The sequence below is a fragment of the Xanthobacter sp. genome, from assembly GCF_041911315.1.
GTDB lineage: Bacteria > Pseudomonadota > Alphaproteobacteria > Rhizobiales > Xanthobacteraceae > Xanthobacter > Xanthobacter aminoxidans.
The window spans coordinates 14,518-39,990 of record NZ_JAYRPE010000085.1; the positions used below are offsets into that span (position 1 = coordinate 14,518).

Genomic DNA, 25,473 nt, shown 5'->3' on the forward strand with positions numbered 1-25,473 from the left:
CCGGCCGTCGCACCATTCCTGAAGCCGCCGGGCGGGCCATCCTCCGGCGGCTTTCGCTTATCCCTCCCCCTTCGGCCGGAAGCCGAGCCGCTCCAGCGCCGCCACCAGCGTGGCGCCGTCATAGGGCTTGGAGATGACCCCAACGTCGCTGCGCCCGACGAACAGGTCGGAGATGTCCTGCGCGGCATAGCCGGTGGCGACGATGATGGGCAGGTCGGGCGCGATCTCGCCGAGGCGGCGCACCACCTCGTCGCCGCGCATGTCGGGCAGGCCGATGTCCACGATGGCGAGCGCCAGCGCGTCGCGGCCGATGTCCGCCTTGACGGCGCGGGCGTGCGCGAGCGCCGCCTCGCCGTGGGAGGCGATGGTGACCTTGAAGCCCTGATCTTCCAGGACCTGGCTCGCCACCATGGCGACGAAGGGCTCGTCCTCCACCAGGAGGACGGAGCCCCTGAGGGCGGGTTCGTCCAGCATTCCGTTCACTTTGGCGACCAGTTCCGACTGGCTGTAGGGCTTGGTCAGAAGCTTCATGCCCGGATCGAGCCGCCCCTGATGCACCACAGCGTTGCGGGCGTAGGCGGTGGTGAACAGCACCGGGGTTCGCGGCATCCGCCGCTTCACCTCGTCGGCGAGGCCCCGCCCGTCCATCCCGTCGCCGAGGCGCACGTCGGTGAAGAGCAGGTCGGGGCGGGTGCCCCGTGACAGGGCGTCGAGGGCGGCGGAAGCGTCGGCGGCCTCGATCACCGTGTGGCCGGCGTCCCGCAGCGTCGCGGCGCCCATGGTGCGGAGCTGGTCGTCGTCCTCCACCATGAGCACCACGGCCGGCGCGGCGCGGGCCTCGCCTTCGGTCCGCACCGGGGCGGGCTCGGGCACTGCGGGCGTCTCTTCCAGCCGCGGCAGATAGAGCTTCACCGTGGTGCCGTCGCCGCGCTCGGAATAGATCATCACGTGCCCGCCGGACTGCTTCACGAAGCCGTAGACCTGGCTGAGGCCGAGCCCGGTGCCGTCCTTCGGCCCCTTGGTGGTGAAGAAGGGCTCGAAGGCGCGGGCCCGCACCTCCTCCGCCATGCCCATGCCGGTGTCGCTGACGAAGATCGCCACATACTGGCCGGGCGTCAGGTCCTCGTGCTCGGCGCAATAGGCCTCGTCCAGATAGGCGTTGGCGGTCTCGATGGTGAGCTTGCCGCCGTCCATCATGGCGTCGCGCGCGTTCACCGCGAGGTTGAGGATGGCATTCTCCAACTGGTTGTGGTCGATCTCCGTGCGCCACAGCCCGCCGGCGAGCACGGTCTCCAGCATCACCCGTTCGCCGAGCGCGCTGCGCAACATGTGGGACATGCCTGTGACGAGGCGGTTGGCGTCGGTGGGGCGGGGATCGAGGGGCTGGCGGCGGGAGAAGGCGAGCAGGCGCTGGGTGAGAATGGCCGCCCGCAGCGCGCCCTGCCGGCCGTAGTCGAGGAAGCGGCGGATCTCCTCGGTCTTGATCTCCTGCGTGCGGGTATCCTTGGGGTCCGCCGGCACCCGGCGCTCGGCGGCCTCGATGTTGCCGATGATGATGGTGAGCAGATTGTTGAAATCGTGCGCGATGCCGCCGGTGAGCTGGCCCACCGCCTCCATCTTCTGTGCCTGCCGGAGCTGGGATTCGGCGCGCAGGCGCTCTTCCATCTCCTGCTTGAGCAGGGTGTTGGCCGCGGCGAGCTGGGTGGTGCGGGCGGCGGCGAGGCGTTCGAGGTCCTCGTTGGTGCGCGACAGCGCCTCGCGGGCGGCGACGATCTCGGAGATGTCGGTGCAGCTGCCGTACCAGCGGTCGACCCGGCCGTCCTCGTCGCGCACCGGAACGGCGCGGCAGAGGAACCAGCGATAGCTGCCGTCCTTGGCGCGGAACCGGCATTCGCGCGAGAAGGGCTTGCCGCTGGCAAGGCTCCCCTTCCACGCCTCCATCACGCAGCTCTTCTCCTCCGGATGGAGGAAGGCGTGCCATTCCACCACCTCGCCGGGCGGTGCCTCGACGCCGGTATATTCGGCCCAGCGGTGGTTGTAATAGTCGCCGCTCCCGGCGGGGGACGAGGTCCACACCATCTTCGGCAGCGCCTCGGCGAGCAGGCGATAGCGCTGCTCGCTGGCGGCGATGGCCTTCTCCGCCCGTTTGCGCTCGGTGATCTCCACCACGATCATGCCGACGAGGCTGATGGCCTGCCCTGAGGTGCGCACCGGAAAATAGCTGACGAGGAAGTGGCGCCAGACGCCCGGCGCGGCCGGCGTCGCGCCTTCAAGCTCCACGTCGGCGATGACCTCGCCGGTGGCGAGCACGCGTTCGAGGGATGGCGTCACCGCACCGGCGAGCTGGGGCAGCATGTCGGCAAGGGAGCGGCCGGCGTGCTCGCGGGCCGGGATGCCGTCGATGCGGGCCAGCATCTCGTTGACGCGGATGAAGCGTTGCTGGGCATCGAAGAAGGCGAAGCCCACGGGGGCGTGATGCAGCAGGGCTTCCAGCGTCGCCACCACGGCAGTCTGTTCGGTCGCCGCTGACAGCAGTGCGGCATGGGCCGATTCGAGGCGGCGCAGGGTGGTGCGCACGAGGGCGGCGATGCCCCATACGGCAATGGCATTGATGACGAAGGAGAGGAGCGAAGCCAGCGGCGGACTGGCGATGCCGCTGCTTCCGCTTTCCGGCACCAGCGCGGCGTTGACGCCGGCGAGCAGGGCGATGGCCGCAAGGCCGATCTCCGCGCCACACACCAGCGACACAACGATGATCGCAGGCAGCTGGAACAGGTAGGGCGGGAAATCCAGCACCCAGAGGATGAGGCCGAGCCTGAGCGCCAGCGCCGCCACGATGACGGTGCAGGCAAAGGCGAGGCGCCACCACAGGGGCCGCTGCTCCGCGATGATTCTCAGGAAGAGGCCGGCGGGGCCTCGACTGGACAGGTCCATCCCTGCTCCCTGTGGCGATCGGGCCGCCACATTGCCCCCGCATGTGCCGCGGGATCAACCGCCGCTGGCCCTGTTCATTTCTGCCCGACCGGGCCGAGCAGACGCGGCGAAGCCGGCCCTGGCCAGAAACCAGGGCCGGCAAGCCTGTCTTCCCAAGGGCTTCCGGGGCGCGGACCCAAGATCCGCGCCCCGGCTTCCCGCGTGGATCAGCGGGTGGCCGGCGGGGTGGCCGGACGGTTGGTGTTCACGCTGCCGGTGCTGGCGGGGGCCTTGTCCGCCTCGGTGAAGGTCGGCGCGTTCTTCAGCTCGTCCTTGGTCTTGCGCAGCACCAGACGGTCCTTGCCGTCGACGCGGGTGACCTCGACCGACTGGAACGGAACCGCGACGTCCTTCTCGCCGATGCCGAGGAAGCCGCCGACGCCGATCACCACGGCCGCGACATTGCCCGAGCGGTCAATGAGCAGGTCGTTGATGTCACCGAGATTCTCGTCGGCGGGGCCGCGCACGGCGGAGCCGATGAGGTTGGACGCCATGTGCTGGTCGGCCATCTGGCGGGTGACGAAGGTGGGCGCCATGCCGGTGGCCGCGGTCGCGCTGGTGGTGGCGCCTATGGTGCCGGTGGGCGCCGCCGTCTGCGCCATGGCGGTGGTGGAAAGAAGAACGGCCGCGGTCGCAGCGTAGATCGGCATCATCTTCATGGTATCCTCCTCGTGAGAACGTGTTCTGGCCCCATGGCCCTGTTCAAGGTGCACCGAAGCACTTGCCTTGCACGCATCCGCGCAAGGCCTTGCTCATCGTGTGCATGAAATGAAGCGCCGGCTCGACTGGCCTGCGCGCAAAGACAAGTTGAAGTCTTCCGGTAGAAGTCTTGTCTCTGCTGGCCTATCAACTCGAACCGCGCCACCCGGTTCCCTTGCGTTGGACGCGTCTGACGAGGTTCTCTGCGGCCGCGTTCGATGGTCTGCGATACAGTTGTGCCGGAGCCGCCGATGGCCCGTTGCCATCAACGTGTCGATAGGATAAAAAGCGAGCGCTCGTTCGTTTTTGGCTTTTCCTGGAAGGGCGCACCCATGGATTTCTCGATCTCCCCGGCCCTCGAAGATCTCCGCCGCCGCATCGCCGCGTTCGTCTCGGACGAGATCATCCCGCTGGAAAGCGACCCGGCCAGCTACGACGCCCACGAGAACATCGCTGCCGCGCCGCTGGAGCGCCTGCGCGCCAAGGCGAAGGCGGAGGGGCTGTGGTGCCTCCAGCTGAAGCCGGAGAATGGCGGCCTCGGCGTCGGCCGCATGGGCATGGCGGTCTGCTACACCGAAATGAACCGCTCCATCTTCGGACCCGTGGTGTTCAACTCCGCGGCCCCCGACGACGGCAACATGATGGTGCTGGAACAGGTCGGCACCGCCGACCAGAAGGCCCGCTGGCTCGCCCCCATCGCCCGTGGCGAAGTGCGCTCCGCCTTCGTCATGACCGAGCCCCATCCCGGCGGCGGCTCCGACCCCTCCATGATGCTCACCCGCGCCGAGAAGCAGCCGGACGGCTCCTATCGCATCTATGGCCGCAAGTGGTTCATCACCGGCGCGGAGGAGGCGGCGCACTTCATCATCATCGCCCGCACCTCGGACGATGCGCGCAAGGGCCTGACCGCCTTCGCCTTCCACCGCGACGCGCCGGGCTGGCGCATCGTCCGTCGCATCCCCATCATGGGGCCGGAGGAACATGGCGGCCATTGCGAGCTGGAGTTCGACGGCCTCACCATCCCGCCCGAGGATGTGCTCATGAAGGAAGGCGACGGCCTGAAGGTGACGCAGATCCGCCTCGGCCCGGCGCGGCTCACCCACTGCATGCGGTGGCTCGGCCTCGCCATGCGCTCGGTGTCCATCGCCCGCGACTATGCGGCGGTGCGCGAGGGCTTCGGCATTCGTCTGGCGGATCGCGAGAGCGTGCAGATCATGCTGGGGCGCATCGCCATGGAGATCGAGATCGGCCGCCTCCTCGTCATGAAGGCCGCCTTCGAGCTGGACCGCGGCGGATTCGCGCGCAAGGAAATCTCCATGGCCAAGATCAAGGCCGCCAATACCCTGCACCTCGCCGCCGACACCGCCATCCAGATCAACGGCGCGCGCGGCTATTCCAAGGATACGGTGCTGGAGTGGATCTACCGCTACGCCCGTCAGGCCCGCATCGTGGACGGGGCCGATGCGGTGCACGAGATGGTGCTCAACCGCTTGCTGGACAAGGAAGGCGACGACTTCTGGAACTGGCCGGTGGCCGGAGGGGCGGCATGAGCGCGCCGGCCTCCTCCCTCGGGTTCGATGCCGCCGCGCTGGACGGCTGGCTGAAGGCCCGCGTGCCCGGCCTCTCCGGCACGCCGCGCTTCGAGGCCATCTCGGGCGGGCAGTCCAACCCCACCTACTTCGTCACCTATGACAATCGCGCCCTCGTGCTGCGCAAGCAGCCGCCGGGGGAGCTGCTGCCCTCCGCCCATGCGGTGGATCGCGAATATCGCATCATGCATGCGCTGGCCGGGACCGGCGTGCCGGTGCCGCCGGTGCTGGCCCTGTGCGGGGACAAATCCGTCATCGGCACCCTCTTCTATGTGATGGAGAAGGTGGACGGGCGCGTCTTCCACGATTGCACCCTGCCGGGTGTGTCCCCGCAGGAGCGCCGGGCCATGTACGAGGCCATGGCCACCACGCTGGCGGCCATGCACAACGTGGACCCCGCCGCCGTGGGCCTTTCGGACTTCGGCCGTCCCGGCAATTATTTCAGCCGCCAGATCGCCCGCTGGACCCGCCAGTGGGAGCTTTCCAAGACCCGCGAGGATGCCAATATCGAGCGCCTCGTCGCGTGGCTGCCGGAGCATGTGCCGGCGGATGAGACGAGCCGCATCGCCCATGGCGACTACCGCATCGGCAATCTCATGTTCCACCCCACCCGCCCGGAGGTGGTGGCGGTGCTGGACTGGGAATTGTCCACGCTGGGGCATCCCTTGGCGGACCTCGCCCATTGCGCCATGGCCTGGGTATCGCGGCCGGAGGAATACGGCGGCATCGACGGGCTCGACCTCGATGCCCTCGGCATTCCCGCGCGCGCCGAGTTCGTGGCGACCTATCAGGCGGCGGCGACCCACGGCGCGCAGCTCACCGACTTCCACATGGCCTTCGCCCTGTTTCGCTGGTCGGTGATCTTCGAGGGCATCGCCGCGCGCGCCAAGGCCGGCAATGCCGCCTCCGAGGGGGCCGGCGACACCGCAGGCCTTGCCGAAGCCTTCGCCGCGCGGGCGGCGGCCTTCACCTGAGCGATCAGGCCAGCGCCTTCCGCACGAAGGCGTTGACCTCGGCCGCATAGGCGGGCGCCTCGATGCCGCGCTCGCGGTACTTGCTGCGCTTCACATACCAGTCCTGCAACAGCGGCTTGATGAGCGTCGCCGCAAACAGCGGGTCGCCGGCGGCGAAGGTGCCGCGGCGCATGCCCTCGGCGATGGCCCCGGCGAGGATACGCTCGGTGGTCCGCTCGCTCTCCACCGCGCGCTTGCGGGCCTCGGGCGGAAAGGCCTTCGCCTCCATGTAGGCGAAGACGAACCAGGGGTGCATGGCCTCGGTGAGAAGGATGTGGCGCTCGATCAGCCAGGCGAGATGCCGCGTCGGGTCCGCGCGCACCGCCTCCGGCGCGTCCGCAAGCGCGCCTTCGGCCGCCTCCGCCACCTCCTCCAGGATCATCAGGAGCAGCGTGTCCTTGCTGTCGAGGTAGGAATAGAGCCCGCCCATGCTGAGGCCGGATTCCTCCGCCAGCTGGCGCAGGGTCATGGCGTGGAAGCCGTGGCGGTTGGCGAGCGTCAGCGCCGCGCCGAGGATGCGCGCGAGGTTCGCCACCGCCAGATGGGGCTTGCGCACCTTGATGGTCTCGCGATGCCGGGCAAGGATGCGCGCGGCGCTGGCCTCGAGGGAATGATCCGGCGCGTGAGATGTCGCGATCTGCGCGTGCGCCGCCTGTTCCTCGCCCAATCGAGACCCCCGCCAAAGCTGTGTGCAGACTGCGGGCGGGCTGGCGAATGTCAAGCGAGGCCCCACACGGCGACGCTCGGCACCGGCGGAATTGTCCCATCCCCTTGCATCATGGCTCTGCCTTCGCTTTGCTGCCGGAAAGGGACCGGAGCCCGTCCGTATGAGCCTTCTGCGCGTTTATGCCCGCACCATCAGCCTCCTCGGGCCGGAGGCCCGGCTGGGGGCGCTGCTGGCCGGCTCGAACCTCGCCCTGGCGGTGTCGCAGTTCGCCGAGCCCATCCTGTTCGGCCGCATCATCGATGCGTTGGCGACGGCGCAGGCCGCCCAGCGCCTGCCGCATACGGACGATCTGGTGCCGCTGCTCGCCGCATGGGTGTGCTTCGGCCTGTTCAACATCGGCGCCGGGGTGCTGATCTCCCTCCATGCCGACCGGCTCTCCCACCGCCGCCGGCTGGGGGTGCTGACGCAGTATTTCGAGCATGTGCTGCAACTGCCGCTGAGCTTCCATGGGGAAACCCATTCCGGCCGCCTGCTGAAGGTGATGCTGGAGGGCGTCGATGCCCTGTGGGGCCTCTGGCTCTCCTTCTTCCGGGAGGATTGCGCGGCGATCCTCTCCCTCGTCATCCTCGTGCCGGTGGGCATCTACCTCAACTGGCGGCTGGGGCTGGTGCTGATCGTGCTGATGGCGGTGTTCGGCGTCGTCACCGCCTATGTCATCGGCCGCACCGAGGCCATGCAGCGGCAGGTGGAGGAATACAATTCCGACCTCGCCGAGCAGACCTCCGACGCGCTGGGCAACGTGGCGGTCATCCAGAGCTACACCCGCACCGAGGCCGAGGTCTCGGGCCTGCGCGACACGGTGAACCGGGTGCTGGCGGTGCAGATCCCGGTGCTGTCGTGGTGGGCGATGGTGTCCATGGCCACCCGCGCCGCGACCACGCTCACCATTCTCGCCATCCTGCTCATCGGCACCTGGCTGTACATGCAGGGCCTCGCCAACATCGGCGACATCGTCACCTATGTGGCCTTCGCCAACATGCTCATCGGCCGGCTGGACCACACGGTCTCCTTCTTCAACCGGCTGATGATGTCGGCGCCGCAGCTCGCCCAGTTCTTCGAGGTTCTGGACACGGTGGGCGCGGTGCGCGACCGGCCGGGGGCGAAGCCCCTGCCGCCGGTGAAGGGCGACGTGACCTTCGACGACGTGTCCTTCTCCTATGACGGCAAGCGCACGGCGGTGGCGGACGTGTCGTTCCACGCCGAGCCGGGCCAGACCTTCGCCTTCGTCGGCACCACGGGGGCGGGCAAGTCCACCGCGCTCGCGTTGCTGCACCGGGTGTTCGACCCCCAGTCCGGTGCCATCCGCATCGATGGCGAGGACATCCGCGATGTGACACTCTCCTCGCTGCGGCACGCGATCGGCGTGGTTTTCCAGGAGCCGCTGCTGTTCAACCGCTCCATCGCCGACAACCTCAAGGTGGGCAAACCCGACGCCACCGAGGACGAGATGCGGGAGGCGCTGGCCCGCGCCCAGGCGCTGGAGCTGGTGGAGCGCAACCCGCTCGGGCTTCAGGCCGTGGTGGGCGAGCGCGGCCGCGCGCTTTCCGGCGGCGAGCGCCAGCGCCTCTCCATCGCTCGCGCTTTGCTCAAGAACCCGCCCATCCTGATCCTCGACGAGGCGACCAGCGCCCTCGATGCCGCCACCGAGGTGAAGGTGCAGGCGGCGCTGGACGAGGTGATGAAAGGACGCACCACCTTCGTCATCGCCCACCGCCTCGCCACCGTCCGCAATGCCGACCGCATCCTGGTGTTCGAGCACGGGCGGGTGGTGGAGGCCGGCTCCTTCGACGAGCTGGTGCGCCTCGGCGGCCGCTTCGCGGGGCTTGCCCGCGCGCAGTTCATGGCTGGCGCGCAAGAGACGTCGCGGCCGGCGCCCGCGGTGATCGCCGAGACATGAGCGGGGACGGCGGTTTAGGGTTGCGTACCGTCAAGGACAAGCTGAAGTCTTCATCGTAAAGGTTTCGCGCATTCAAGGAGTGCGGCTGAATTGTGGCAGACTAGGCGAGGCTTCGACCTGTGCCGCACCGGCCGTGCGCCCCATTGCGCCTTTTCCGCGCAAGCGAAACCGGTTATGGAAGGACAGTTCCTGCGCGCGATTTCTCAACAGGGAGCGGATCGGTTGGCGCCCACGACATCACGTTTCGCCCTCCGAGCCTCGTTTGTCGGCTGCCTGCTGGCCGCTTTCGGGCTTGTGCTTGCTGCCGGTGTCCCGGCCCGCGCCAACCCGATCCTGCTTGTGGAGGCCGATACCGGCCGGGTGATCGAGCAGAAGGAGGCCGGGCGTCCCTGGCATCCCGCCTCCGTCACCAAGCTGATGACGGTCTATGTGGCGCTCAACGCCGTGCGCAACGGCCGGCTGAAGTTCGATACGCCGATCACCGTCTCGCCCGCCGCGGCGGCGCAGCAGCCTTCCAAGATGGGCTTCAAGGTCGGCACCGTCGTCACCCTCGACAACGCCTTGAAGATGGTTCTGGTGAAGTCGGCCAACGACATGGCCTGGCTGGTGGGTGAGGGCGTCGCCGGCTCCATGCCGGCCTTCGTCGCCGAGATGAACGCCACCGCCGCGCACCTCGGCATGACCGGCACCCATTTCGAGAATCCGAACGGCCTGCCGGACCCGGCGCAGGTGACCACCGCCCGCGACCTCGCCATCCTGGCGCGCGCCATCATCTATCATTTCCCCGAGCAGGAAGCGCTGTTCCGCATCCCGGCCATCAAGATCGGCAAGGTGGTGCTGCGCAACTACAACCGCCTGATCGACCGCTATCCCGGCGCGGACGGCATGAAGACCGGCTTCGTCTGCGGCTCCGGCTACAATCTCGTCGCCACCGCGACCCGCGGCAACAAGCGCCTCATCGCCGTCATCCTCGGCGCCCGCTCCGGTACCGCCCGTACCGAGCAGGCGGCGCTGATGTTCGAGAAGGGCTTCCAGTCGTCCTGGTCGGTGTTCGGTGCTGCCGCCCCGCTTCTGTCCGCGCTCCCCAACAGCGGCGGGCCGATCTATGACATGCGGGCGGAAGTGTGCGGCGGCAAGCGTGCCGTGACCGCCTCCGAGGCGGACGACGAGCCCGATCCGCAGACCAGCTCCAGCTTCTCCTTCGCGACGCCCGCTCTGCCCAAGTCCGGTGCCGAGCTGCTGCAGACCCTGCCGCCCTCCATGCCGCCGGTTCCGGTCTATGTGGGCACGCGCAATGCGGTGGAGGACTTCGCCACCGCTTACGAACCGGACCCGCCGAAGAAGCCCAAGGCCGCCGCCGGATCGAAGCCGGACAGCAAGTCGGCCGCCACCGCCGACAAGCCCAAGACGGGCGGTGAAAAGGCGAGCGGGGATGCCGCCAAGAAGCCGGCCAAGCCGCAGGGCGCCGTCGCGGCCGGCAGTTCTGCGACGCCGAAGCCCAAGCCGAAGCCGGCCCCCGCGCCCGCCAATCCCGAGGCCGCCGCTCCCGCGCCCAAACCGGCTACGTAAGTCGCCCGTTCACGCAGAAGGTTCGGCGACGTCGGTCGCCGGATCGCCCAACAGGCTCGGCGACATAAGGCACCGATCCAAACCGTCACGGTACCCTTGACCCGGCAGACCGTCTCGTAGAGGCAGGGAGGCAATCGATCCCTCCTTCCGGGAGACACCCCATGCCGGGCTCCTCCGACGCCTTCCCTTCAGAAGGCGCATCCGCCACCGAAGCCACCGTGCCGCGCCGCGGGCCGCCTGATCCCATCGCCGTCACCGTGCTCACCGGTTTCCTCGGCGCCGGCAAGACGACGCTGCTCAACGCGCTCCTCGCCGATCCGGCACTGGCCGACACCGCCGTCCTCATCAACGAGTTCGGCGAGGTGGGGCTGGACCATCTGTTCGTCCGGCCGGTGGAGGAGGGCATCGTGATGCTCTCGTCCGGCTGCCTGTGCTGCACCGTGCGGGGCGATCTGGTCGCCGCGCTGGAAGACCTGCTGCGTGGCCGCGACAACGATCGCCTGCCGCCCTTCTCCCGCGTCGTCATCGAGACCACCGGCCTTGCCGATCCGGCCCCGGTGATCCACACGCTGATGACCCACCCCTATCTTGGCCTGCGCTACCGGCTCGACGGCATCGTCTGCGTGGTGGATGCGGTCAATGGCGACGCCACCCTCGATGCCCATGACGAGGCGGTGAAGCAGGCGGCGGTGGCCGACCGCATCGTCCTCACCAAGTCCGACCTCGTGACGGACACCGAGGCCCTCCACGCGCTGAAGACGCGGCTGCATCGCCTCGCCCCGGCGGCGAAGATCGTCGATGCGGCGGCGGGGGAGGCGACGGCGGACGCCCTGCTCGGCGCCGGCCTGTTCGATGCGAAGACGCGGATCCCGGACGTCGCCCGCTGGCTCGCCGCCGAGGATGTGGCCGCGGCGCAGGCCGAGGTCGATCCCGCCGGCCTCGATCCCAACCGCCACGACAGCCGCATCCGCGCCTTCACCCTCGCCACCGATGCCGCGATCCCGGCGGCGACTCTCGATCTCTTTCTGGAGTTGCTGCGCGGCACCCATGGCGCCAAGCTGCTGCGCATGAAGGGCATCGTGAAGCTCGCCGAGGAACCGGACACGCCGGTGGTGATTCATGCCGTGCAGCATGTGATGCATCCGCCCGCCCGCCTTCCCGGCTGGCCCGACGACGACCACAGGAGCCGCCTCGTGATGATCGTGCGCGACCTCGACCCCAAGGTGATCGCCCGCCTGTTCAACGCCTTTCTCGGCATCCCCCAGGTGGACATGCCGGACCGCGCCGCGCTCACCGACAATCCGCTGGCGCCTCCGGGGATGGCCCGATGAGCGGGCCCGTCCCCACCCCCGAGGCGGTGCTCTCCTTCTGGCAGGCCGCCGGCCGTGAGAAGTGGTTCGGCGGCGGTCCGGCCTTCGACGCGGAAGTTCGCGAAGCCCTGCTGCCGGCCCATGAGGCGGCGGCGGAAAGCGCCCTCGATGGCTGGCAGGGCACCGCGCCCGGCGCGCTGGCCCGCATCATCCTGCTGGATCAGGTGCCGCGAAATGTCTTCCGGGGCACGCCGCAGGCCTTCGCCACCGATGCCATGGCGCTGGCCGCGGCGGAGAAGGCGCTGGATCGCGGCTTCGACAAGGACCCGTCCATTCCGGACGTGCTGCGTAGCTTCTTCTATCTGCCCTTCATGCACGCCGAGGACCGGGCGGCGCAGGCGAGATGCGTGGCGCTCTATCGGGCGCTGGGACAGGAGGACGGGCTGCGCTATGCGCTCATCCACCAGGAGTGCATCGACCGCTTCGGCCGCTTCCCCCACCGCAATGCCATCCTCGGTCGGGAGACCACGCCGGAAGAGGCGGACTATCTCGCGAACGGCGGCTTCAGCGGCTGAGGCGCGCCTTAGCGCCGGCGCCCGCGGCCCGGCCGGTGGCAATGACCGCCTGCAGCAAATAGCCGCCGGTGGGGGCCTCCCAATCCAGCATCTCACCGGCAACGAACACCGGCGGCAGATGCGCGGGCAGTCCGAGCAGCGAAAAATCCGGGCCGATGCACTCCCAGGCGATGCCGCCGGCGGACGAGATGGCCCGCTCCAACCCGGCATGGCCGGTGATGGTGAGGGGCAGCGCCTTGACGAGGCGGGCCAGCGTCGCCGGATCGGGCCGCGCCGGGCCGGTCGCCTCGCGGATGAGCCCCACCGCCACGGGCGCCAGCCCCGCCGCCTTGCGCAGGAAGGTGGAGAGGGAGGCGCTGCCAGGCCCGCCGCCGAGCCGCCGGGCCAGCTCTGCGCCATCGAGGTCGGGCCGCAGGTCCACATGCAGCGTCACGGGTCCGTCCACCAGCGCCCGCCGGAGCGGTGCGGAAAGGGCGTAGATGGCGCCGCCTTCGAGGCCGGCCGCGCTCACCATGGCCTCGCCCTTCACCGTCACGCCGTTGAAGGTAAGCGCGATGCGCTTCAGCGGCGTGCCCGCGAACTTCTGCCGAAAAATCTCGGACCACGGGACGAGGACGCCCATATTGGCCGGCACGAAGTCCTTCACCTTGACGCCGAGGTCGCGCAGCGCCGGCACGTAGCCGCCATCCGATCCCAGCCGCGGCCAGGAGGCGCCGCCGAGGGCGAGGATGACGGCATCGGCCTTCACCGCGGCCGGACCATCCGGCGTGGCGAACAGGAACGCGCCGCTGGTGTCGAAGCCCCGCCACTCATGCCGGGGATGGAAGGTGACGCCGTTCGCCGCCAGCCGGCCGAGCCAGGCGCGCAGCAAAGGCGAGGCCTTGAAGCTTTTCGGGAAGACGCGGCCGCTGGAGCCGACGAACGTTTCTTCCCCCAGCCCCGCCGCCCAGTCGCGCAGCGCCTGCGGCGGGAAAGCCGCGAGCGCGGGGGCTAGGCGCTCGGCCGCCGTGCCGTAGCGGGCGAGGAAGGCGTCCGCCGGCTCGGAATGGGTGAGGTTGAGCCCGCCGCGCCCGGCCATCAGGAATTTCCGCGCGGCGGAGGGCATGCGGTCATAGAGCGCCACCCGCACTCCTGCGGCCGACAGCACCTCGGCGGCCGCGAGCCCGGCGGGACCGGCGCCGATGATGGCGATGAACGGGGCAGGCTGGGTCACGATCAGGTCCGGCGTTTGGGGGCGACCGGGTGTAAGCACGACCGCGCGCCGGACGCCAGCTTTCTCGGCCCGTCCAAGGGCAAAGCCGTGGACGGTGGGGATTTGCCACCCCGCCCATCGACGTGCGGGCGCGCGATGCTATGTATGGGGAGGGCCAGCGCCGGCCCTGAAGGCGGCCAGATGAGCGACGAGCAGCACACCGACGACCAGCAGGACGGACCGGGCTTCGACCTCGGCCTGCCCGAAGCTGCGCCGCCGTCGGCGCCGGCCGCCACCCCAACACCCGCCGCAGCCTCGCCCGGCGCCTATCGCGTGCTGGCGCGCAAATACCGGCCGCAGAATTTCGCGGACCTGATCGGCCAGGAGGCCATGGTCCGCACCCTGCGCAACGCCTTCTCCTCGGGGCGCATCGCGCAGGCCTATATCCTCACCGGCGTGCGCGGTGTGGGCAAGACCACCACCGCCCGCATCCTCGCCCGCGCGCTGAACTATGAGCCGGCGGACGGCGCCGCCGGCGGCCCGAGCCTCGATCTTGCGGTGATGGGCAAGCACTGCCGCGACATCATCGAATCCCGCCATGTGGACGTGATGGAGATGGACGCCGCGTCCAACACCTCCATCAACGACATCCGTGAGATCATCGAAAGCGCGCGCTACCGCCCGGTGATGGCGCGCTACAAGGTCTACATCATCGACGAAGTGCACATGCTCTCCACGGCGGCCTTCAACGGGCTGCTGAAGACGCTGGAAGAGCCGCCCGAGCATGTGAAGTTCATCTTCGCCACCACCGAGATCCGCAAGGTGCCCGTCACCGTGCTGTCCCGCTGCCAGCGCTTCGACCTGCGCCGGGTGGAGGCGGGCACGCTGGCCGCGCACCTCTCCGGCATCTGCGCCCGCGAGGGCGTCACCATCGAGCCGGAGGCGCTCTCCATCGTCGCCCGCGCGGCCGAGGGCTCGGTGCGCGACAGCCTTTCCCTGCTGGATCAGGCCATCGCCCACGGCGGCGGCACGGTGAGCGCGGATGAGGTGCGCCGCCTCCTCGGCCTCGCCGACAAGGGCCGCGTCATCGACCTGTTCGAGGCGCTGATGAAGGGCGAGATCGCCCGCGCGCTGGCGGAATTCCGCGACCAGTATGATTCCGGCGCCGACTCTGCCGTCATCCTCACCGACCTCGCCGATTTCACCCATCTCGTCACCCGCCTGAAGATCGTGCCCGACGCGGCCGACGACGCGGCGCTGGTGGAGGCCGAGCGCGTGCGCGGGTCGGAGATGGCGCAGGGCCTCTCCATGCGGGTACTGGCCCGCGCCTGGCAGATGCTCTCGAAAGGCATCGGCGAAGTGCAGCAGGCGCCCAAGCCCGCCCAGGCGGCGGAGATGGTGCTGGTGCGCCTCGCGTATGCCGCGGACCTCCCGACCCCGGACGATGCGCTGCGGCGGCTGAAGGACCAGCCCGCGCCCGCCGCTCCGTCCCTGCCCTCGGGCGGCGGTGGTGGTGGCGGTGGTGGTCCGCGCCTCTCCCTCGCCCCCCGCCCGGTGGAAGCCCATCCCCAGCCGCGCACGGAGATCCGGACCGATGCGCGTGCGGCCCTGCCGGCCGAAGGGCCGCGCCTCGGCAGCCTTGCCGATGTGGCGGCGCTCGCCGCAGCCCGCCGCGACCTCGCCCTCAAGCACGGCATCGAGACGCAGCTGCGCCCGGTCCATGTGGAGGACGGGCGCATGGAGGTGGCGCTGGTGCCCGGCGCGCCGGGCAGCCTCATTCAGGATCTCTCCCGCAAGCTCAACGAATGGACCGGCCGGCGCTGGATGGTCTCGGTCTCCTCCCAGTCCGGCGGGCCGACGCTGGCGGAGGAGAATGCGGCGGTCAAAGCCGAGCGGGAGGAGGGCATCAAGGCCCACCCTTTGGTGGCCGCCGTGCTCGCCCGCTTCCCCGGTGCCGAGGTGGTGGACGTGCGCACCCGCGAGGAGCCCCCCACCGACGAGGGCCTCGCGCCCTCCGAGGAGGATTACCTCGCCGGCCCCGGTGCCGACGACGAGATCGAATTCTAGACAGGGATGACAGCACCATGCGCGACCTCATGGGCATGATGAAGCAGGCCAAGGAACTTCAGGACCGCATGCAGCAGATGCAGGCGGAACTGGAGACCGTCGAGGTGGACGGCGCCTCCGGCGGCGGTCTCGTCTCGGTGCGCGTCACGGCCAAGGGCGAATGCAAGGCGGTGCGCATCGACCCTTCGCTGGTGAAGCCGGACGAGGTGGAGATCCTCGAAGACCTCATCGTCGCCGCCCTGGCCGATGCCCGCGGCAAGGCCGAGCGGGTGATGCAGGAGAAGATGAAGTCGCTGACCGGCGGGCTGGCCTTGCCGCCGGGGCTGAACCTGTTCTGACGTCAGCGCTCCCAGACCATGCCGGCAAGGCGCGGGTCGGCGGAAAACGCCTCCCGCCCGAAGGAGAGCCGCTGGCGCGGCGCCTCACACACGGCTGACACGCCCGTGCGGCCAATCAGCATGTGCCACGTGCGGCGCTCCACCGGAGCCGGCGCGGCGAAGGCCGCGCAGGTCATCACGGCGAGGTTCGCCCCCGCATCGGGATCGCGCACGGAGCCGTAGCGGATGATCTCCACCGCCGCCGCCCGTGCCGCATCGGCGAGGTGCTGGCAGGGCGCGTAGTCGATGGGGTGGGTCCAGGCCGCGCTCTCTCTGCTCAGCGGCGCCCTGGTGAGATCGAGGTGGCGGTCCGTCCGCACCTCGGCGGCGAAGGCGGTGTACTGGCCGGCGCTCTGCGGCCAGGGGGTGCCCGGCGATTCCGCGAAGAACAGCAGGCGGTAGAAGGCCAGCTCCGCCAGCGCCGTCTCCGGCCGCTCCGCCGCGTAATAGACCCCGGCCGTCCGCCCCGCCCGGCGGAAGCGCGAGCCGTGGGGGTAGGGCGGCTCGTAGCGGAAGGGCGTGAACAGCAGATAGTCGAGATGCCGGCACTCCGGCGGCAGGGGCGGCTTGGTGGCCTCGATGAGGTCTTCCAGCACCTTCTGCTCGTCGGTGTCGTCCACCAGCTTGAGCGTGGACGTGAGGTGCTGCGCCTCCACCAGCCGCCAGCAGCGCCCGGCATAGGGCCGGGCCTCAGACGACAGCGCGTCGGGCGTCCAGATAGGCGATGACATCCATCAATCCCGGAATGGTCCTGATCTTCTCGATGGGGGCGGCGTCCAGCGCGGTGTTGGGGCTGGCGAGCCACGCGCGGGCGATGCGCTCGTCCCCGCCGGCGATGGCGTCCAGCGAGCGGAACAGGCGGACGAACAGGATGGCCAGCTCGAACGGCTTGGTGCCGGTCTCCAGCGCGAATTCGCCCTTCTTCATGCGAGTGAGCGAGGCGGGGCTGAGGCCGATGACGGCGGCGAGCGTCGCGCCCGTGACGCCCAGCCGATCGGCGGCGCGCAGCAGCGCCTTGGTCAGCACGGCGCCCTGGTTGAGAGGGACGTCGGCGAGAGGGGCAGCGCGCATGGGGCCTCCCGGTGCATTCATATAGAAAGAATAGCACGAGACAATTTCTATGGGAATATCTTCGCGCTTGGGGACGGCCGTGCGGCTCCGAAAAGAAAAGGGCGGCCTCGCGGCCGCCCCTCTCGATTCAACGCTGATGCGGAAGATCACTCCGCCGCGCCGGCCTCGCCTTCGGAGGCGGTGCGGCCGGCTTCGCGCTCGGCCTTGGCCTTGGCTTCGAGGTCCTCGCCGGTGGTCTGGTCGACCACCTTCATGGACAGGCGGGTCTTGCCGCGCTCGTCGAAGCCCATGAGCTTCACCTTCACCTTGTCGCCTTCCTTGACGACGTCGGAGGGCTTGGCGACGCGCTCGTTGGCCATCTGCGACACGTGGACGAGGCCGTCCTTGGAGCCGAAGAAGTTCACGAAGGCGCCGAAGTCCACCACCTTCACGACGGTGCCCTCATAGATCTGGCCCACTTCCGGCTCGGAAGCGATGGACTTGATCCAGTTGATGGCGGCCTTGATCGAGTCGCCGTTGGCGGACGCGATCTTGATGGTGCCGTCGTCCTCGATGTTGATCTTGGCGCCGGTCTTCTCGACGATCTCGCGGATCACCTTGCCGCCGGAACCGATCACTTCGCGGATCTTGTCCACGGCGATCTTCATCACCTCGATGCGCGGGGCGTGCTCGCCGAGTTCCGCGCGGGCGGTGGTGAGGGCCTTCGCCATCTCGCCGAGGATGTGGACGCGGCCGTCCTTCGCCTGGGTGAGGGCGACCTTCATGATCTCCTCGGTGATGCCGGCGATCTTGATGTCCATCTGGAGCGAGGTCACGCCCTGCTCCGTGCCGGCCACCTTGAAGTCCATGTCGCCGAGATGATCCTCGTCGCCGAGGATGTCGGAGAGCACCGCGAACTTCTGATCCTCGAGGATCAGGCCCATGGCGATGCCCGCCACCGGACGGCGCAGTGGCACGCCGGCATCCATCAGAGCCAGCGAGGTGCCGCAGACGGTGGCCATGGAGGACGAGCCGTTGGACTCGAGGATCTCCGACACCACGCGCAGGGTGTAGGGGAACTCGTGCTTGGCCGGCAGCATGGGGTGGATGGCGCGCCAGGCGAGCTTGCCGTGGCCGATCTCGCGGCGGCCGGGCGAACCCATGCGGCCGGTCTCGCCCACGGAGAAGGGCGGGAAGTTGTAGTGCAGCAGGAAGTGCTCCTTGTAGGTGCCTTCCAGGCTGTCGATGAACTGCTCGTCCTCGCCGGTGCCGAGGGTGGCGACCACGAGGGCCTGCGTCTCGCCGCGGGTGAACAGGGCAGAGCCGTGGGCGCGCGGCAGGATGCCGACCTCGGAGACGATCGGGCGCACGGTGCGCACGTCGCGGCCGTCGATGCGGATGCCGTCGTCGAGGATGTTCCAGCGCACGATCTTGGCTTCGAGCGCCTTGAACACCTCGGAGACCACCTGCGGGTTCGGCACGGACGTGCCGCCGATGGCGAGCTCTTCGTAATACTTCTTCACCTTGGACTTGGCGGCGCCGACGGCGGCGTAGCGTTCCTGCTTCTGCTTGATCTTGTAGGCGGTGCGCAGATCGTGCTCGGCGATCTCCTTCACCTTGGCCTCGATCTCCGAGACGTCGAGCGGCGCGAAGGTGCGGGGCTCCTTGGCGGCCTTCTCGGCGAGCTTGATGATGGCCTCGATCACCGGCTGGAAGTGGCGGTGGCCGAACATCACGGCGCCGAGCATGATCTCCTCGGGCAGCTCTTTCGCTTCCGATTCCACCATCAGCACGGCGTCGCCCGTGCCGGCGACCACGAGGTCGAGTGAGCTTTCCTTCACCTCGTCCACGGTGGGATTGAGCACATACTCATTGTCGATGAAGCCGACGCGGGCGGCGCCCACCGGACCCATGAAGGGGATGCCGGAGAGGGTCAGAGCGGCGGAGGCGGCGACCAGGGCGACCACATCCGGATCGTTCTCGAGGTCATGCGCCAGAACGGTGACGACCACCTGGGTGTCGCACTTGTAGCCCTCGGGGAAGAGGGGGCGGATCGGGCGGTCGATGAGGCGGGAGACCAGCGTCTCCTTCTCGGACGGACGACCCTCGCGCTTGAAGTAGCCGCCGGGGATGCGGCCGGCCGCGTAGGTCTTTTCCTGGTAGTTCACGGTCAGCGGGAAGAAGTCCTGGCCCGGCTTCGGCTCCTTGGCCGAAACGACGGTGGCGAGAACCTTGGTGTCGCCGTAGGTGGCCAGCACGGAGCCGTCGGCCTGGCGGGCCATCTTGCCCGTCTCGAGGGTGAGGGTGGTTCCGCCCCAGTCCAGCTCTTCGCGGTGGATGTCGAACATGTCTTGCTCTTTCAGTTCAGGCGCGAACGAAAAAAGCCATGAGCAAGACGGCCGGACGCGCCGCGCGAAGCCAAACCCTCATACGGGGGCTCCGACGGTTGCGTCCGGCGATCCTGCCATGGCTTCTTCCATTCACGGACCCGCAGCAGGCCCCATGCCCGCTGCGTATATGCGCCCCCGTGGCGGGAGCGCGCGGCGCCAGCCTGTCGCCGGCCGGCGCCGGAAACCGGCGTCAGCGGCGGATGCCCAGACGCCCGATGAGGGACTTGTAGCGGCCCTCGTCCTTCTTCTTCAGATAGTCGAGGAGGCTGCGCCGCTGCGAGACGAGCTTGAGCAGCCCGCGACGCGAGTGGTTGTCCTTGTTGTGGGACTTGAAGTGCTCGGTGAGGTTGGTGATGCGCTCGGTGAGGATCGCCACCTGCACCTCGGGCGAACCCGTGTCGCCGTCCTTGGCACCAAAGTCCTTGATGAGCGCCTGCTTGCGCTCTGCCGTGATCGACATCGGTCAATCCTTTCAACAGAGAGTGGGAAGGAGCCGGAAGCCCTGGCGCCACGTTCCTCCAGAAGTCCCTTCGGGAGGTAGCAGCGGGCTCTCGGTCTCCGCTCGGCCGGGCCGGGATGTCGTCCAGCACGGTCGAGGCTGCGCGAAACGCAGGGCCGGTCCAGCGACCGTCCGTTGCCGTTTCCGTATGGCTATCAGCATATTATGCTGCCAACAGGAAACGCGGCGCCCCGAGGGGCACCGTCCGCGCGGCGGACTATAGCCAAATTTCCGCGCCCGGCCAGCGGAATGTTTCGCCGCCTCCGGGCGCCGGGTCGGTCGGCCTCGTCAGTCCGCGCCCTGGTCGGGCACGTGGCCGGCGGCGGTGATGCCGGCGATGGCGCAGGCCTCGTCATTGTCGGAGGTGTCGCCGGAGATGCCGACCACGCCGATCACCTTGCCATCCCCGGAGCGGATCAGCACGCCGCCCGGCACCGGGATCAGCGAGCCGCCGATGGCGGACGTGGCGGCGGCGATGAAGAAGGGCTGGTCCTTCGCCCGCTTGAACAGCGCGCGCGAGCCCATGCCCAGCGCCAGCGCGCCCTTCGCCTTGCCGAGGGCGATGTCCATGCGGTTGAGGCTGGTGCCGTCCTCGGATCCGGCCGCCTTGAGCGCGCCGCGCGCGTCCAGAACGCAGACGGCGAGCGGGTTCATGCCGCCGGCCCGGGCATGGGCGAGCGCGGTCGTGACGATGGTCTGGGCCTGTTCGAGCTTGAGTTCCGACACGCCTTGGTCCTTTCCCCTTCGGACGCCGGGCGGCGTCGCGATTGCCTCTGACGCCTCCCTCTAGCCCATGCGGCGCCCGATGCGAACCGGGTGGGGAGGGGCGGAAAATCCTCTCCCCCGCGCCCCCGCCGCCGTGCCACCATGGGCGGCCCCGCCCCAGAGATCCGATCCGGGAGAGCCGTCATGATCCCCACGCGGACCGTAGCCCCGCGCCAGAGCCGCGAGCCCGGGCATCGTCGCAAGTTCCTGGTGGTGGTGGACGATACCCCGGAATGCGACCGCGCCGTCTATTACGCCGCCCGCCGCGCCGCCGGCACCGAGGGCGGGGTGGTGATGCTGGGCGTTCTGGAGCTTGAGGGTGTCAGCCAGCAATGGCTCGGCGTCGCCGACCTGATGCGGGCCGAGGCCCATGAGGAGATGGAGGCGCGGCTCGCAAAATATGTCGCGCGGGCGCGGCAGGTGGCCGGCGTCGCCCCGGAGACCGTGATCCGCGAGGGCGCTCTGGCGGAGGCCATCGGTTCCGTGATCCACGAGGACCGCGATATCGCCATTCTGGTGCTTGCCGCAGGGACCGGAAAGGACGGGCCGGGGCCGCTGGTGGCCTCGCTCGCCGCCGGCCATGCGGCGCGGTTTCCCATCCCCGTCACCATCGTGCCGGGGGCGCTGACCGATCAGGAGCTGGACGGGCTGGCCTGAGAGCGTAAACCGCCGGGACGGATCGCTCCGTCCCGGCGGTCGCGCGGCCCGGCGAGAAACGCAAGGACTTGATCCTCGCTCGGGACGGCGGTTCGAATGTCTGGTTGATCCGGCAGCTTTGGCGGATCGGGCGCGGCAGGCCTGACGCGGACGGGCCATCGAGATGGGTGATGGCGAGCTCTTCAGCGCCGGGCGTCGCCATCGACGGGTCGAGGCGGAGCGCGGTCGGCGGGCTTGAACACCCCGCGTGCGGCGCAATTGCGGCGGTCCGGTCCGGGGGCGGCGGAGGTGCCATGCGCGAATCGCAGGTCATTGCCGGCAAAGCGGTAACTTGAACGCCGGACTTGCGTGTCCGGCATTTCCGTCTATATTAGCGCCGTCCCCCATGGGGATGCCTCAGCGCCATCGCAGTCGAAGGTGATGAGAGTGGGCCCCGGTCGGGACCCGCTCCTTTTCTGCTTATCCGGTGTCCAACGGCATCGGGATGCGCCCTTCGGGGTGCCGGGCGGGCCTGATGGCCATATGAATTTCGGGCGCCGGTGCCGAGCCGCCGCGTCCGGCGGAAAATGAACCAGCGGACGACGCCCGGCGGCAAGCCGGCGCGAAGCGATCCGCACCCGGAGTGACATGACCGAGATCAACGCCGTGCTCGACGATCCCAACGAGCCGCGCCTCATCACCGAGACCGGAGTGGCGGCCCGCATCGCCGCCATCGCCTCCGGCGTGCTCGGCGGCCTCGGCTATCGGCTGGTCCGCGTGAAGGTGACGAACCGCGACGGCGGCACCGTGCAGATCATGGCCGAGCGCCCCGACGGCACCATGTCCATCGACGATTGCGAGGCCGCCTCGCGCGCCCTGTCGCCGGTGCTCGATGTTGAAGACCCCATCACCAGCGCCTACCGCCTGGAAATGTCCTCGCCCGGCATCGACCGGCCGCTGGTGCGGTTGTCTGATTTCGTGCGCTGGGCGGGCCACGAGGTGAAGGTGGAGATGAGCGTGCCGGTGGACAGCCGCAAGCGCTTCCGCGGCATCCTCACCGGCGCCGAGGACGGCGATGCGCTGGTGCGTCGCACCGATGCGCGCGCCGACGAGGAACCCACCGTCCGCCTGCCGCTCCGCGACATCCACGATGCCCGCCTCGTGCTCACTGACGCGCTGATCCGCGAGGCGCTGCGCGCGGCGAAGGCTGCCGGTCAGGAGATCGACGAGGAGGCCGAGGACTTCCTCGATACCGTCGATCCGCTGGAGGCCGACGACACGTTCGAGCCGGGCGATCTGGACGACAACGCGGAAGAGGCTCCGGCCAAGCCGGCCCGCGGCCCCGTCGCCAACAAGGGCGCCACGGGCAAGGTCGCCGGCAAGAAGGCGAAGAAGTCCAAGGTTGCGGGCAAGAAGCCCGATGGAAAGAAGTCCAATGCCAAGAAGAAGGCGGGCCTCGAGACGGCCGCCTCCTCGGCCAACGCCAGCAGCGTGAAGGAGAAGCACTGATGGTCGCCGTCAGCGCAAACCGGCTGGAGCTCCTGCAGATCGCCGATGCGGTCGCGCGGGAGAAGTCCATCGACCGCAGCATCGTCATCGCCGCCATGGAAGATGCCATCGCCAAGGCCGCGCGCTCGCGCTACGGCCAGGAGACGGACATCCACGCCGACATCAACTCCAAGACCGGCGAGCTGCGCCTCGCGCGCCACCTGCTCGTGGTGGACGAGGTGGAGAATACCGCCACCGAGATCACGCTGGACGGCGCCCGCCGCCACAATCCCGCGGCGCAGGTGGGCGACACCATCGCCGACACCCTGCCGCCCTTCGATTTCGGCCGCATCGCCGCGCAGAGCGCGAAGCAGGTCATCGTGCAGAAGGTGCGCGAGGCCGAGCGCGACCGGCAGTATGACGAATACAAGGACCGCATCGGCGACGTGCTGAACGGCCTCGTGAAGCGCGTCGAGTACGGCAACGTGGTGGTGGACCTCGGCCGCGGCGAAGGCATCCTGCGCCGCGACGAGCTGCTGCCCCGCGAGACGGTGAAGACCGGCGACCGCATCCGCGCCTATATCTACGACGTGCGCCGCGAGCCGCGCGGCCCGCAGATCTTCCTCTCCCGCACGCATCCCCAGTTCATGGCGAAGCTGTTCGCGCAGGAAGTGCCGGAGATCTACGACGGCATCGTCGAGATCAAGGCCGTGGCCCGCGATCCCGGCTCCCGCGCCAAGATCGCCGTCATCTCCCGCGACCAGTCGGTGGACCCGGTCGGCGCCTGCGTCGGCATGCGCGGCTCGCGCGTGCAGGCCGTGGTGAACGAGCTGCAGGGCGAGAAGATCGACATCATCCCCTGGAACCCGGATATCGCCACCTTCATCGTCAACGCCCTTGCCCCCGCCGAGGTGGTGAAGGTGGTGCTCGACGAGGAGCGCGAGCGCATCGAGGTGGTGGTGCCCGACGCCCAGTTGTCGCTGGCCATCGGCCGCCGCGGCCAGAACGTGCGCCTCGCCACCCAGCTCACCGGCTGGGACATCGACATCATGACCGAGCAGGAGGAGAGCGAGCGGCGGCAGAAGGAATTCGCCGAGCGCACCAAGATGTTCTCCGAGGCCCTCGATCTCGACGAAATGATGGGCCAGCTGCTCACCTCCGAGGGCTTCACCTCGGTGGAGGAGATCGCCTACGTGCCGATCTCCGAGCTCGCCTCCATCGAAGGCTTCGACGAGGACACCGCCGCCGAGCTGCAGTCCCGCGCCCTCAAGCACCTCGCCGAAGTGGAAGAGGCGCTCGACGCCCGCCGCAAGGAGCTGGGTGTCGAGGACGAGGTGAAGACCGTGCCCGGCGTCACCTCCAAGATGCTGGTGGCCTTCGGCGAGAACGACATCAAGACGATCGAGGATCTCGCTGGCTGCGCCACCGACGATCTGGTCGGCTGGAGCGAGCGCAAGGACGGCGAGACCATCCGCCATGCCGGCGCTCTGGACGGTTTCGAGTTCTCCCGCGAGGACGCCGAAGCCCTCATCATGCAGGCCCGCGTCGCCGCGGGCTGGATCGAGGCCGAGCCTGAAGCCGAGGGTGAAGACACCCCGGCCGAAGACGCCTGAGCCTAAGGAGATGACCACTGGTGCCCGCGATACTGGACGAGGACGAGACGGACGGGGGGCCGCGCAGCTTGTCTGCGGCGCGGGCGCCTCTGTCGCGCCTGTGCCTCGCCACGCGGCGGGTGCTGCCGGTGGCGGACATGATGCGCTTCGTGGTGGCGCCCGACGGCGCCATCATCCCGGATCTTTCGCGTAAGCTTCCCGGCCGTGGAGCCTGGGTGGGCGCCACCCGGGCTGATTTCGACGCCGCGCTGAAGAAAAAGGCCTTCGGCCGCGCCTTCAAGGGCCGTGGCAAGGCTGCGCCCGATCTTGCCGATCTGGTGGACCGGCTCATCTATAAAGACGCGCTCGCCGCCCTCTCCCTCGCCAACAAGGCGGGACGGGTCGTGACGGGCCACACCAAGGTCGAGGCGGCCCTGGGCACCGGCGATGTGCTGGTCGTCCTCAACGCCAGTGACGCGCGCCCGGACGGGGTGCGCAAGCTCAATGCCCTCCTGCGACAGGTCGAGGCTGCCGGTTTCCGCGCGGCTGCCGTGGTCGATTGCTTTCCCGGCATCGATTTGGACTTGGCGTTAGGGCGGTCAAATGTGGTACATGCGGCGCTGCTCGCGCATCCGACGGCCAAAGGGTTTCTGGAGCGCTGCCACAGGCTCTCGCGCTGGCGGACGGGTACGTCCATCGGCGAGACGCTCGGGCAGGGTCCAAACCCCAGCCATGGCAACGATTTGAGCCATGGTGCTGATCTCCCGCATGACCCCGGCCGGATGCAAGGAACGGATACGGAATGAACGACACCAAGACCCCAGGCGACAAGACGCTGCATCCCGCCCCCGGCAAGACGCTCACGCTGAAGCGCCCGGTGGAGCAGGGAACGGTGCGCCAAAGCTTCAGCCATGGCCGCTCCAAGGCGGTCGTGGTGGAGAAGGTGAAGCGCCGCGTCATCGCCCCAGGTGAGGCTGGCCACGGGAGCGCGCCTGCGGCGCCGGCTCCGGCTGCCCCGCCTGCGCAGGCGAAGGCGCCTGTCGCTCCGGCTCCGGCTCCGGCCCC

The 25,473-nt window shown here is 69.2% G+C and carries 22 protein-coding genes; 13 read left to right on the forward strand and 9 right to left on the reverse strand.

The features are described 5' to 3' along the window. Positions 1-57: 57 nt before the first annotated feature. Both ACE3QW_RS24185 and ACE3QW_RS24190 read right to left on the reverse strand, forming a co-directional pair. The gene (locus ACE3QW_RS24185; RefSeq protein WP_374254564.1) at positions 58-2,934 is read right to left on the reverse strand and encodes a response regulator; all 2,877 of its coding nucleotides are present in this window, start codon (positions 2,932-2,934) and stop codon (positions 58-60) included. A 206-nt stretch (positions 2,935-3,140) separates the two neighbouring features. Next, on the reverse strand, positions 3,141-3,632 hold the full coding sequence (locus tag ACE3QW_RS24190) for a PRC-barrel domain-containing protein (RefSeq protein WP_374254566.1): 492 nt from the start codon (positions 3,630-3,632) through the stop codon (positions 3,141-3,143). 372 nt (positions 3,633-4,004) lie between these two features. Here ACE3QW_RS24190 and ACE3QW_RS24195 point away from each other — a divergent pair, with 372 nt between their 5' ends. Together ACE3QW_RS24195 and ACE3QW_RS24200 are read left to right on the forward strand one after the other, a co-directional pair. Continuing rightward, positions 4,005-5,222, forward strand: coding sequence for an acyl-CoA dehydrogenase family protein (locus ACE3QW_RS24195; protein ID WP_374254569.1), 1,218 nt, complete (start codon positions 4,005-4,007; stop codon positions 5,220-5,222). Next, complete coding sequence (locus ACE3QW_RS24200) at positions 5,219-6,235, forward strand: phosphotransferase family protein (protein WP_374254571.1); 1,017 nt, start codon at positions 5,219-5,221, stop codon at positions 6,233-6,235. The genes ACE3QW_RS24195 and ACE3QW_RS24200 overlap by 4 nt, the downstream gene beginning before the upstream one ends. Before the next feature lie 4 nt (positions 6,236-6,239). On the opposite strand, the gene ACE3QW_RS24205 is transcribed toward ACE3QW_RS24200, so the two are convergent. Continuing rightward, positions 6,240-6,941 carry a TetR/AcrR family transcriptional regulator gene (locus ACE3QW_RS24205; RefSeq protein ID WP_250167727.1) on the reverse strand — a complete coding sequence of 234 codons (702 nt, stop codon included), beginning with the start codon at positions 6,939-6,941 and terminating at the stop codon, positions 6,240-6,242. Between the two features lie 160 nt (positions 6,942-7,101). On the opposite strand from ACE3QW_RS24205, the gene ACE3QW_RS24210 reads away from it, so the two are divergent. The 4 genes from ACE3QW_RS24210 (at position 7,102) to ACE3QW_RS24225 (ending at position 12,352) form a co-directional block, all read left to right on the forward strand. After that, a complete protein-coding gene (locus tag ACE3QW_RS24210; protein ID WP_029556415.1) occupies positions 7,102-8,898 on the forward strand; it encodes a glucan ABC transporter ATP-binding protein/ permease in 1,797 nt (598 codons plus the stop codon). A 222-nt stretch (positions 8,899-9,120) separates the two neighbouring features. Next, on the forward strand, positions 9,121-10,467 hold the full coding sequence (locus tag ACE3QW_RS24215) for a D-alanyl-D-alanine carboxypeptidase family protein (protein WP_374254574.1): 1,347 nt from the start codon (positions 9,121-9,123) through the stop codon (positions 10,465-10,467). A 161-nt stretch (positions 10,468-10,628) separates the two neighbouring features. Beyond that, on the forward strand, positions 10,629-11,798 hold the full coding sequence (locus ACE3QW_RS24220; protein ID WP_374254576.1) for a GTP-binding protein: 1,170 nt from the start codon (positions 10,629-10,631) through the stop codon (positions 11,796-11,798). Next, complete coding sequence (locus ACE3QW_RS24225; RefSeq protein ID WP_374254578.1) at positions 11,795-12,352, forward strand: DUF924 family protein; 558 nt, start codon at positions 11,795-11,797, stop codon at positions 12,350-12,352. Before ACE3QW_RS24220 ends, ACE3QW_RS24225 begins: the two co-directional genes overlap by 4 nt. On the opposite strand, the gene ACE3QW_RS24230 is transcribed toward ACE3QW_RS24225, so the two are convergent. Next, entirely contained in the window at positions 12,342-13,565 is a 1,224-nt protein-coding gene (locus ACE3QW_RS24230) for a TIGR03862 family flavoprotein (RefSeq protein WP_374254580.1), read from the reverse strand. The genes ACE3QW_RS24225 and ACE3QW_RS24230 overlap by 11 nt on opposite strands. A 180-nt stretch (positions 13,566-13,745) precedes the next feature. Between ACE3QW_RS24230 and ACE3QW_RS24235 the strand changes: the two genes are divergently transcribed. Both ACE3QW_RS24235 and ACE3QW_RS24240 read left to right on the forward strand, forming a co-directional pair. After that, positions 13,746-15,611 (forward strand): DNA polymerase III subunit gamma/tau, encoded by a 1,866-nt coding sequence (locus ACE3QW_RS24235; protein WP_374254582.1) that lies wholly within the window; start codon positions 13,746-13,748, stop codon positions 15,609-15,611. A gap of 17 nt (positions 15,612-15,628) precedes the next feature. Beyond that, positions 15,629-15,949: a YbaB/EbfC family nucleoid-associated protein gene (locus ACE3QW_RS24240; protein WP_029556421.1), complete on the forward strand. Its 321-nt coding sequence runs from the start codon at positions 15,629-15,631 to the stop codon at positions 15,947-15,949. A 2-nt stretch (positions 15,950-15,951) separates the two neighbouring features. Here the strand turns inward: ACE3QW_RS24240 and ACE3QW_RS24245 are convergent, their stop codons facing one another. The 5 genes from ACE3QW_RS24245 to ACE3QW_RS24265 form a co-directional block, all read right to left on the reverse strand. Beyond that, complete coding sequence (locus ACE3QW_RS24245) at positions 15,952-16,719, reverse strand: RES family NAD+ phosphorylase (protein WP_374254584.1); 768 nt, start codon at positions 16,717-16,719, stop codon at positions 15,952-15,954. Beyond that, the gene (locus tag ACE3QW_RS24250; RefSeq protein ID WP_374254585.1) at positions 16,679-17,059 is read right to left on the reverse strand and encodes an antitoxin Xre/MbcA/ParS toxin-binding domain-containing protein; all 381 of its coding nucleotides are present in this window, start codon (positions 17,057-17,059) and stop codon (positions 16,679-16,681) included. The genes ACE3QW_RS24245 and ACE3QW_RS24250 overlap by 41 nt, the downstream gene beginning before the upstream one ends. Positions 17,060-17,205: 146 nt before the next feature. After that, a complete protein-coding gene (gene pnp / locus ACE3QW_RS24255) occupies positions 17,206-19,386 on the reverse strand; it encodes a polyribonucleotide nucleotidyltransferase (RefSeq protein WP_029556424.1) in 2,181 nt (726 codons plus the stop codon). Between the two features lie 232 nt (positions 19,387-19,618). After that, positions 19,619-19,888, reverse strand: coding sequence for a 30S ribosomal protein S15 (gene rpsO / locus ACE3QW_RS24260; protein ID WP_024281319.1), 270 nt, complete (start codon positions 19,886-19,888; stop codon positions 19,619-19,621). A gap of 327 nt (positions 19,889-20,215) precedes the next feature. Beyond that, positions 20,216-20,653: a heme-binding protein gene (locus ACE3QW_RS24265; protein WP_029556425.1), complete on the reverse strand. Its 438-nt coding sequence runs from the start codon at positions 20,651-20,653 to the stop codon at positions 20,216-20,218. A gap of 183 nt (positions 20,654-20,836) precedes the next feature. Here ACE3QW_RS24265 and ACE3QW_RS24270 point away from each other — a divergent pair, with 183 nt between their 5' ends. From ACE3QW_RS24270 to ACE3QW_RS24290, 5 genes are all read left to right on the forward strand, one after another. Further along, entirely contained in the window at positions 20,837-21,349 is a 513-nt protein-coding gene (locus ACE3QW_RS24270; protein WP_024281317.1) for a universal stress protein, read from the forward strand. A gap of 627 nt (positions 21,350-21,976) precedes the next feature. Further along, positions 21,977-22,837: a ribosome maturation factor RimP gene (gene rimP, locus ACE3QW_RS24275; RefSeq protein ID WP_374254588.1), complete on the forward strand. Its 861-nt coding sequence runs from the start codon at positions 21,977-21,979 to the stop codon at positions 22,835-22,837. Next, a complete protein-coding gene (gene nusA, locus ACE3QW_RS24280; RefSeq protein ID WP_374254590.1) occupies positions 22,837-24,429 on the forward strand; it encodes a transcription termination factor NusA in 1,593 nt (530 codons plus the stop codon). Before rimP ends, nusA begins: the two co-directional genes overlap by 1 nt. Before the next feature lie 20 nt (positions 24,430-24,449). Next, the gene (locus ACE3QW_RS24285) at positions 24,450-25,214 is read left to right on the forward strand and encodes an RNA-binding protein (protein ID WP_245279305.1); all 765 of its coding nucleotides are present in this window, start codon (positions 24,450-24,452) and stop codon (positions 25,212-25,214) included. Further along, positions 25,211-25,473: translation initiation factor IF-2 associated domain-containing protein (locus ACE3QW_RS24290; RefSeq protein WP_374254592.1), on the forward strand; the 263-nt coding region annotated here is incomplete at its 3' end. The genes ACE3QW_RS24285 and ACE3QW_RS24290, both read left to right, overlap by 4 nt.

Bases quoted from the DNA above. Each gene is read 5' to 3' on its own strand.
- ACE3QW_RS24185 (WP_374254564.1), bottom strand. From the start codon at position 2,934: ATGGACCTGTCCAGTCGAGGCCCCGCCGGCCTCTTCCTGAGAATCATC.
- ACE3QW_RS24190 (WP_374254566.1), bottom strand. From the start codon at position 3,632: ATGAAGATGATGCCGATCTACGCTGCGACCGCGGCCGTTCTTCTTTCC.
- ACE3QW_RS24195 (WP_374254569.1), top strand. From the start codon at position 4,005: ATGGATTTCTCGATCTCCCCGGCCCTCGAAGATCTCCGCCGCCGCATC.
- ACE3QW_RS24200 (WP_374254571.1), top strand. From the start codon at position 5,219: ATGAGCGCGCCGGCCTCCTCCCTCGGGTTCGATGCCGCCGCGCTGGAC.
- ACE3QW_RS24210 (WP_029556415.1), top strand. From the start codon at position 7,102: ATGAGCCTTCTGCGCGTTTATGCCCGCACCATCAGCCTCCTCGGGCCG.
- ACE3QW_RS24220 (WP_374254576.1), top strand. From the start codon at position 10,629: ATGCCGGGCTCCTCCGACGCCTTCCCTTCAGAAGGCGCATCCGCCACC.
- ACE3QW_RS24225 (WP_374254578.1), top strand. From the start codon at position 11,795: ATGAGCGGGCCCGTCCCCACCCCCGAGGCGGTGCTCTCCTTCTGGCAG.
- ACE3QW_RS24235 (WP_374254582.1), top strand. From the start codon at position 13,746: ATGAGCGACGAGCAGCACACCGACGACCAGCAGGACGGACCGGGCTTC.
- ACE3QW_RS24240 (WP_029556421.1), top strand. From the start codon at position 15,629: ATGCGCGACCTCATGGGCATGATGAAGCAGGCCAAGGAACTTCAGGAC.
- ACE3QW_RS24245 (WP_374254584.1), bottom strand. From the start codon at position 16,719: ATGTCATCGCCTATCTGGACGCCCGACGCGCTGTCGTCTGAGGCCCGG.
- ACE3QW_RS24250 (WP_374254585.1), bottom strand. From the start codon at position 17,059: ATGCGCGCTGCCCCTCTCGCCGACGTCCCTCTCAACCAGGGCGCCGTG.
- pnp (WP_029556424.1), bottom strand. From the start codon at position 19,386: ATGTTCGACATCCACCGCGAAGAGCTGGACTGGGGCGGAACCACCCTC.
- rpsO (WP_024281319.1), bottom strand. From the start codon at position 19,888: ATGTCGATCACGGCAGAGCGCAAGCAGGCGCTCATCAAGGACTTTGGT.
- ACE3QW_RS24270 (WP_024281317.1), top strand. From the start codon at position 20,837: ATGATCCCCACGCGGACCGTAGCCCCGCGCCAGAGCCGCGAGCCCGGG.
- rimP (WP_374254588.1), top strand. From the start codon at position 21,977: ATGACCGAGATCAACGCCGTGCTCGACGATCCCAACGAGCCGCGCCTC.
- nusA (WP_374254590.1), top strand. From the start codon at position 22,837: ATGGTCGCCGTCAGCGCAAACCGGCTGGAGCTCCTGCAGATCGCCGAT.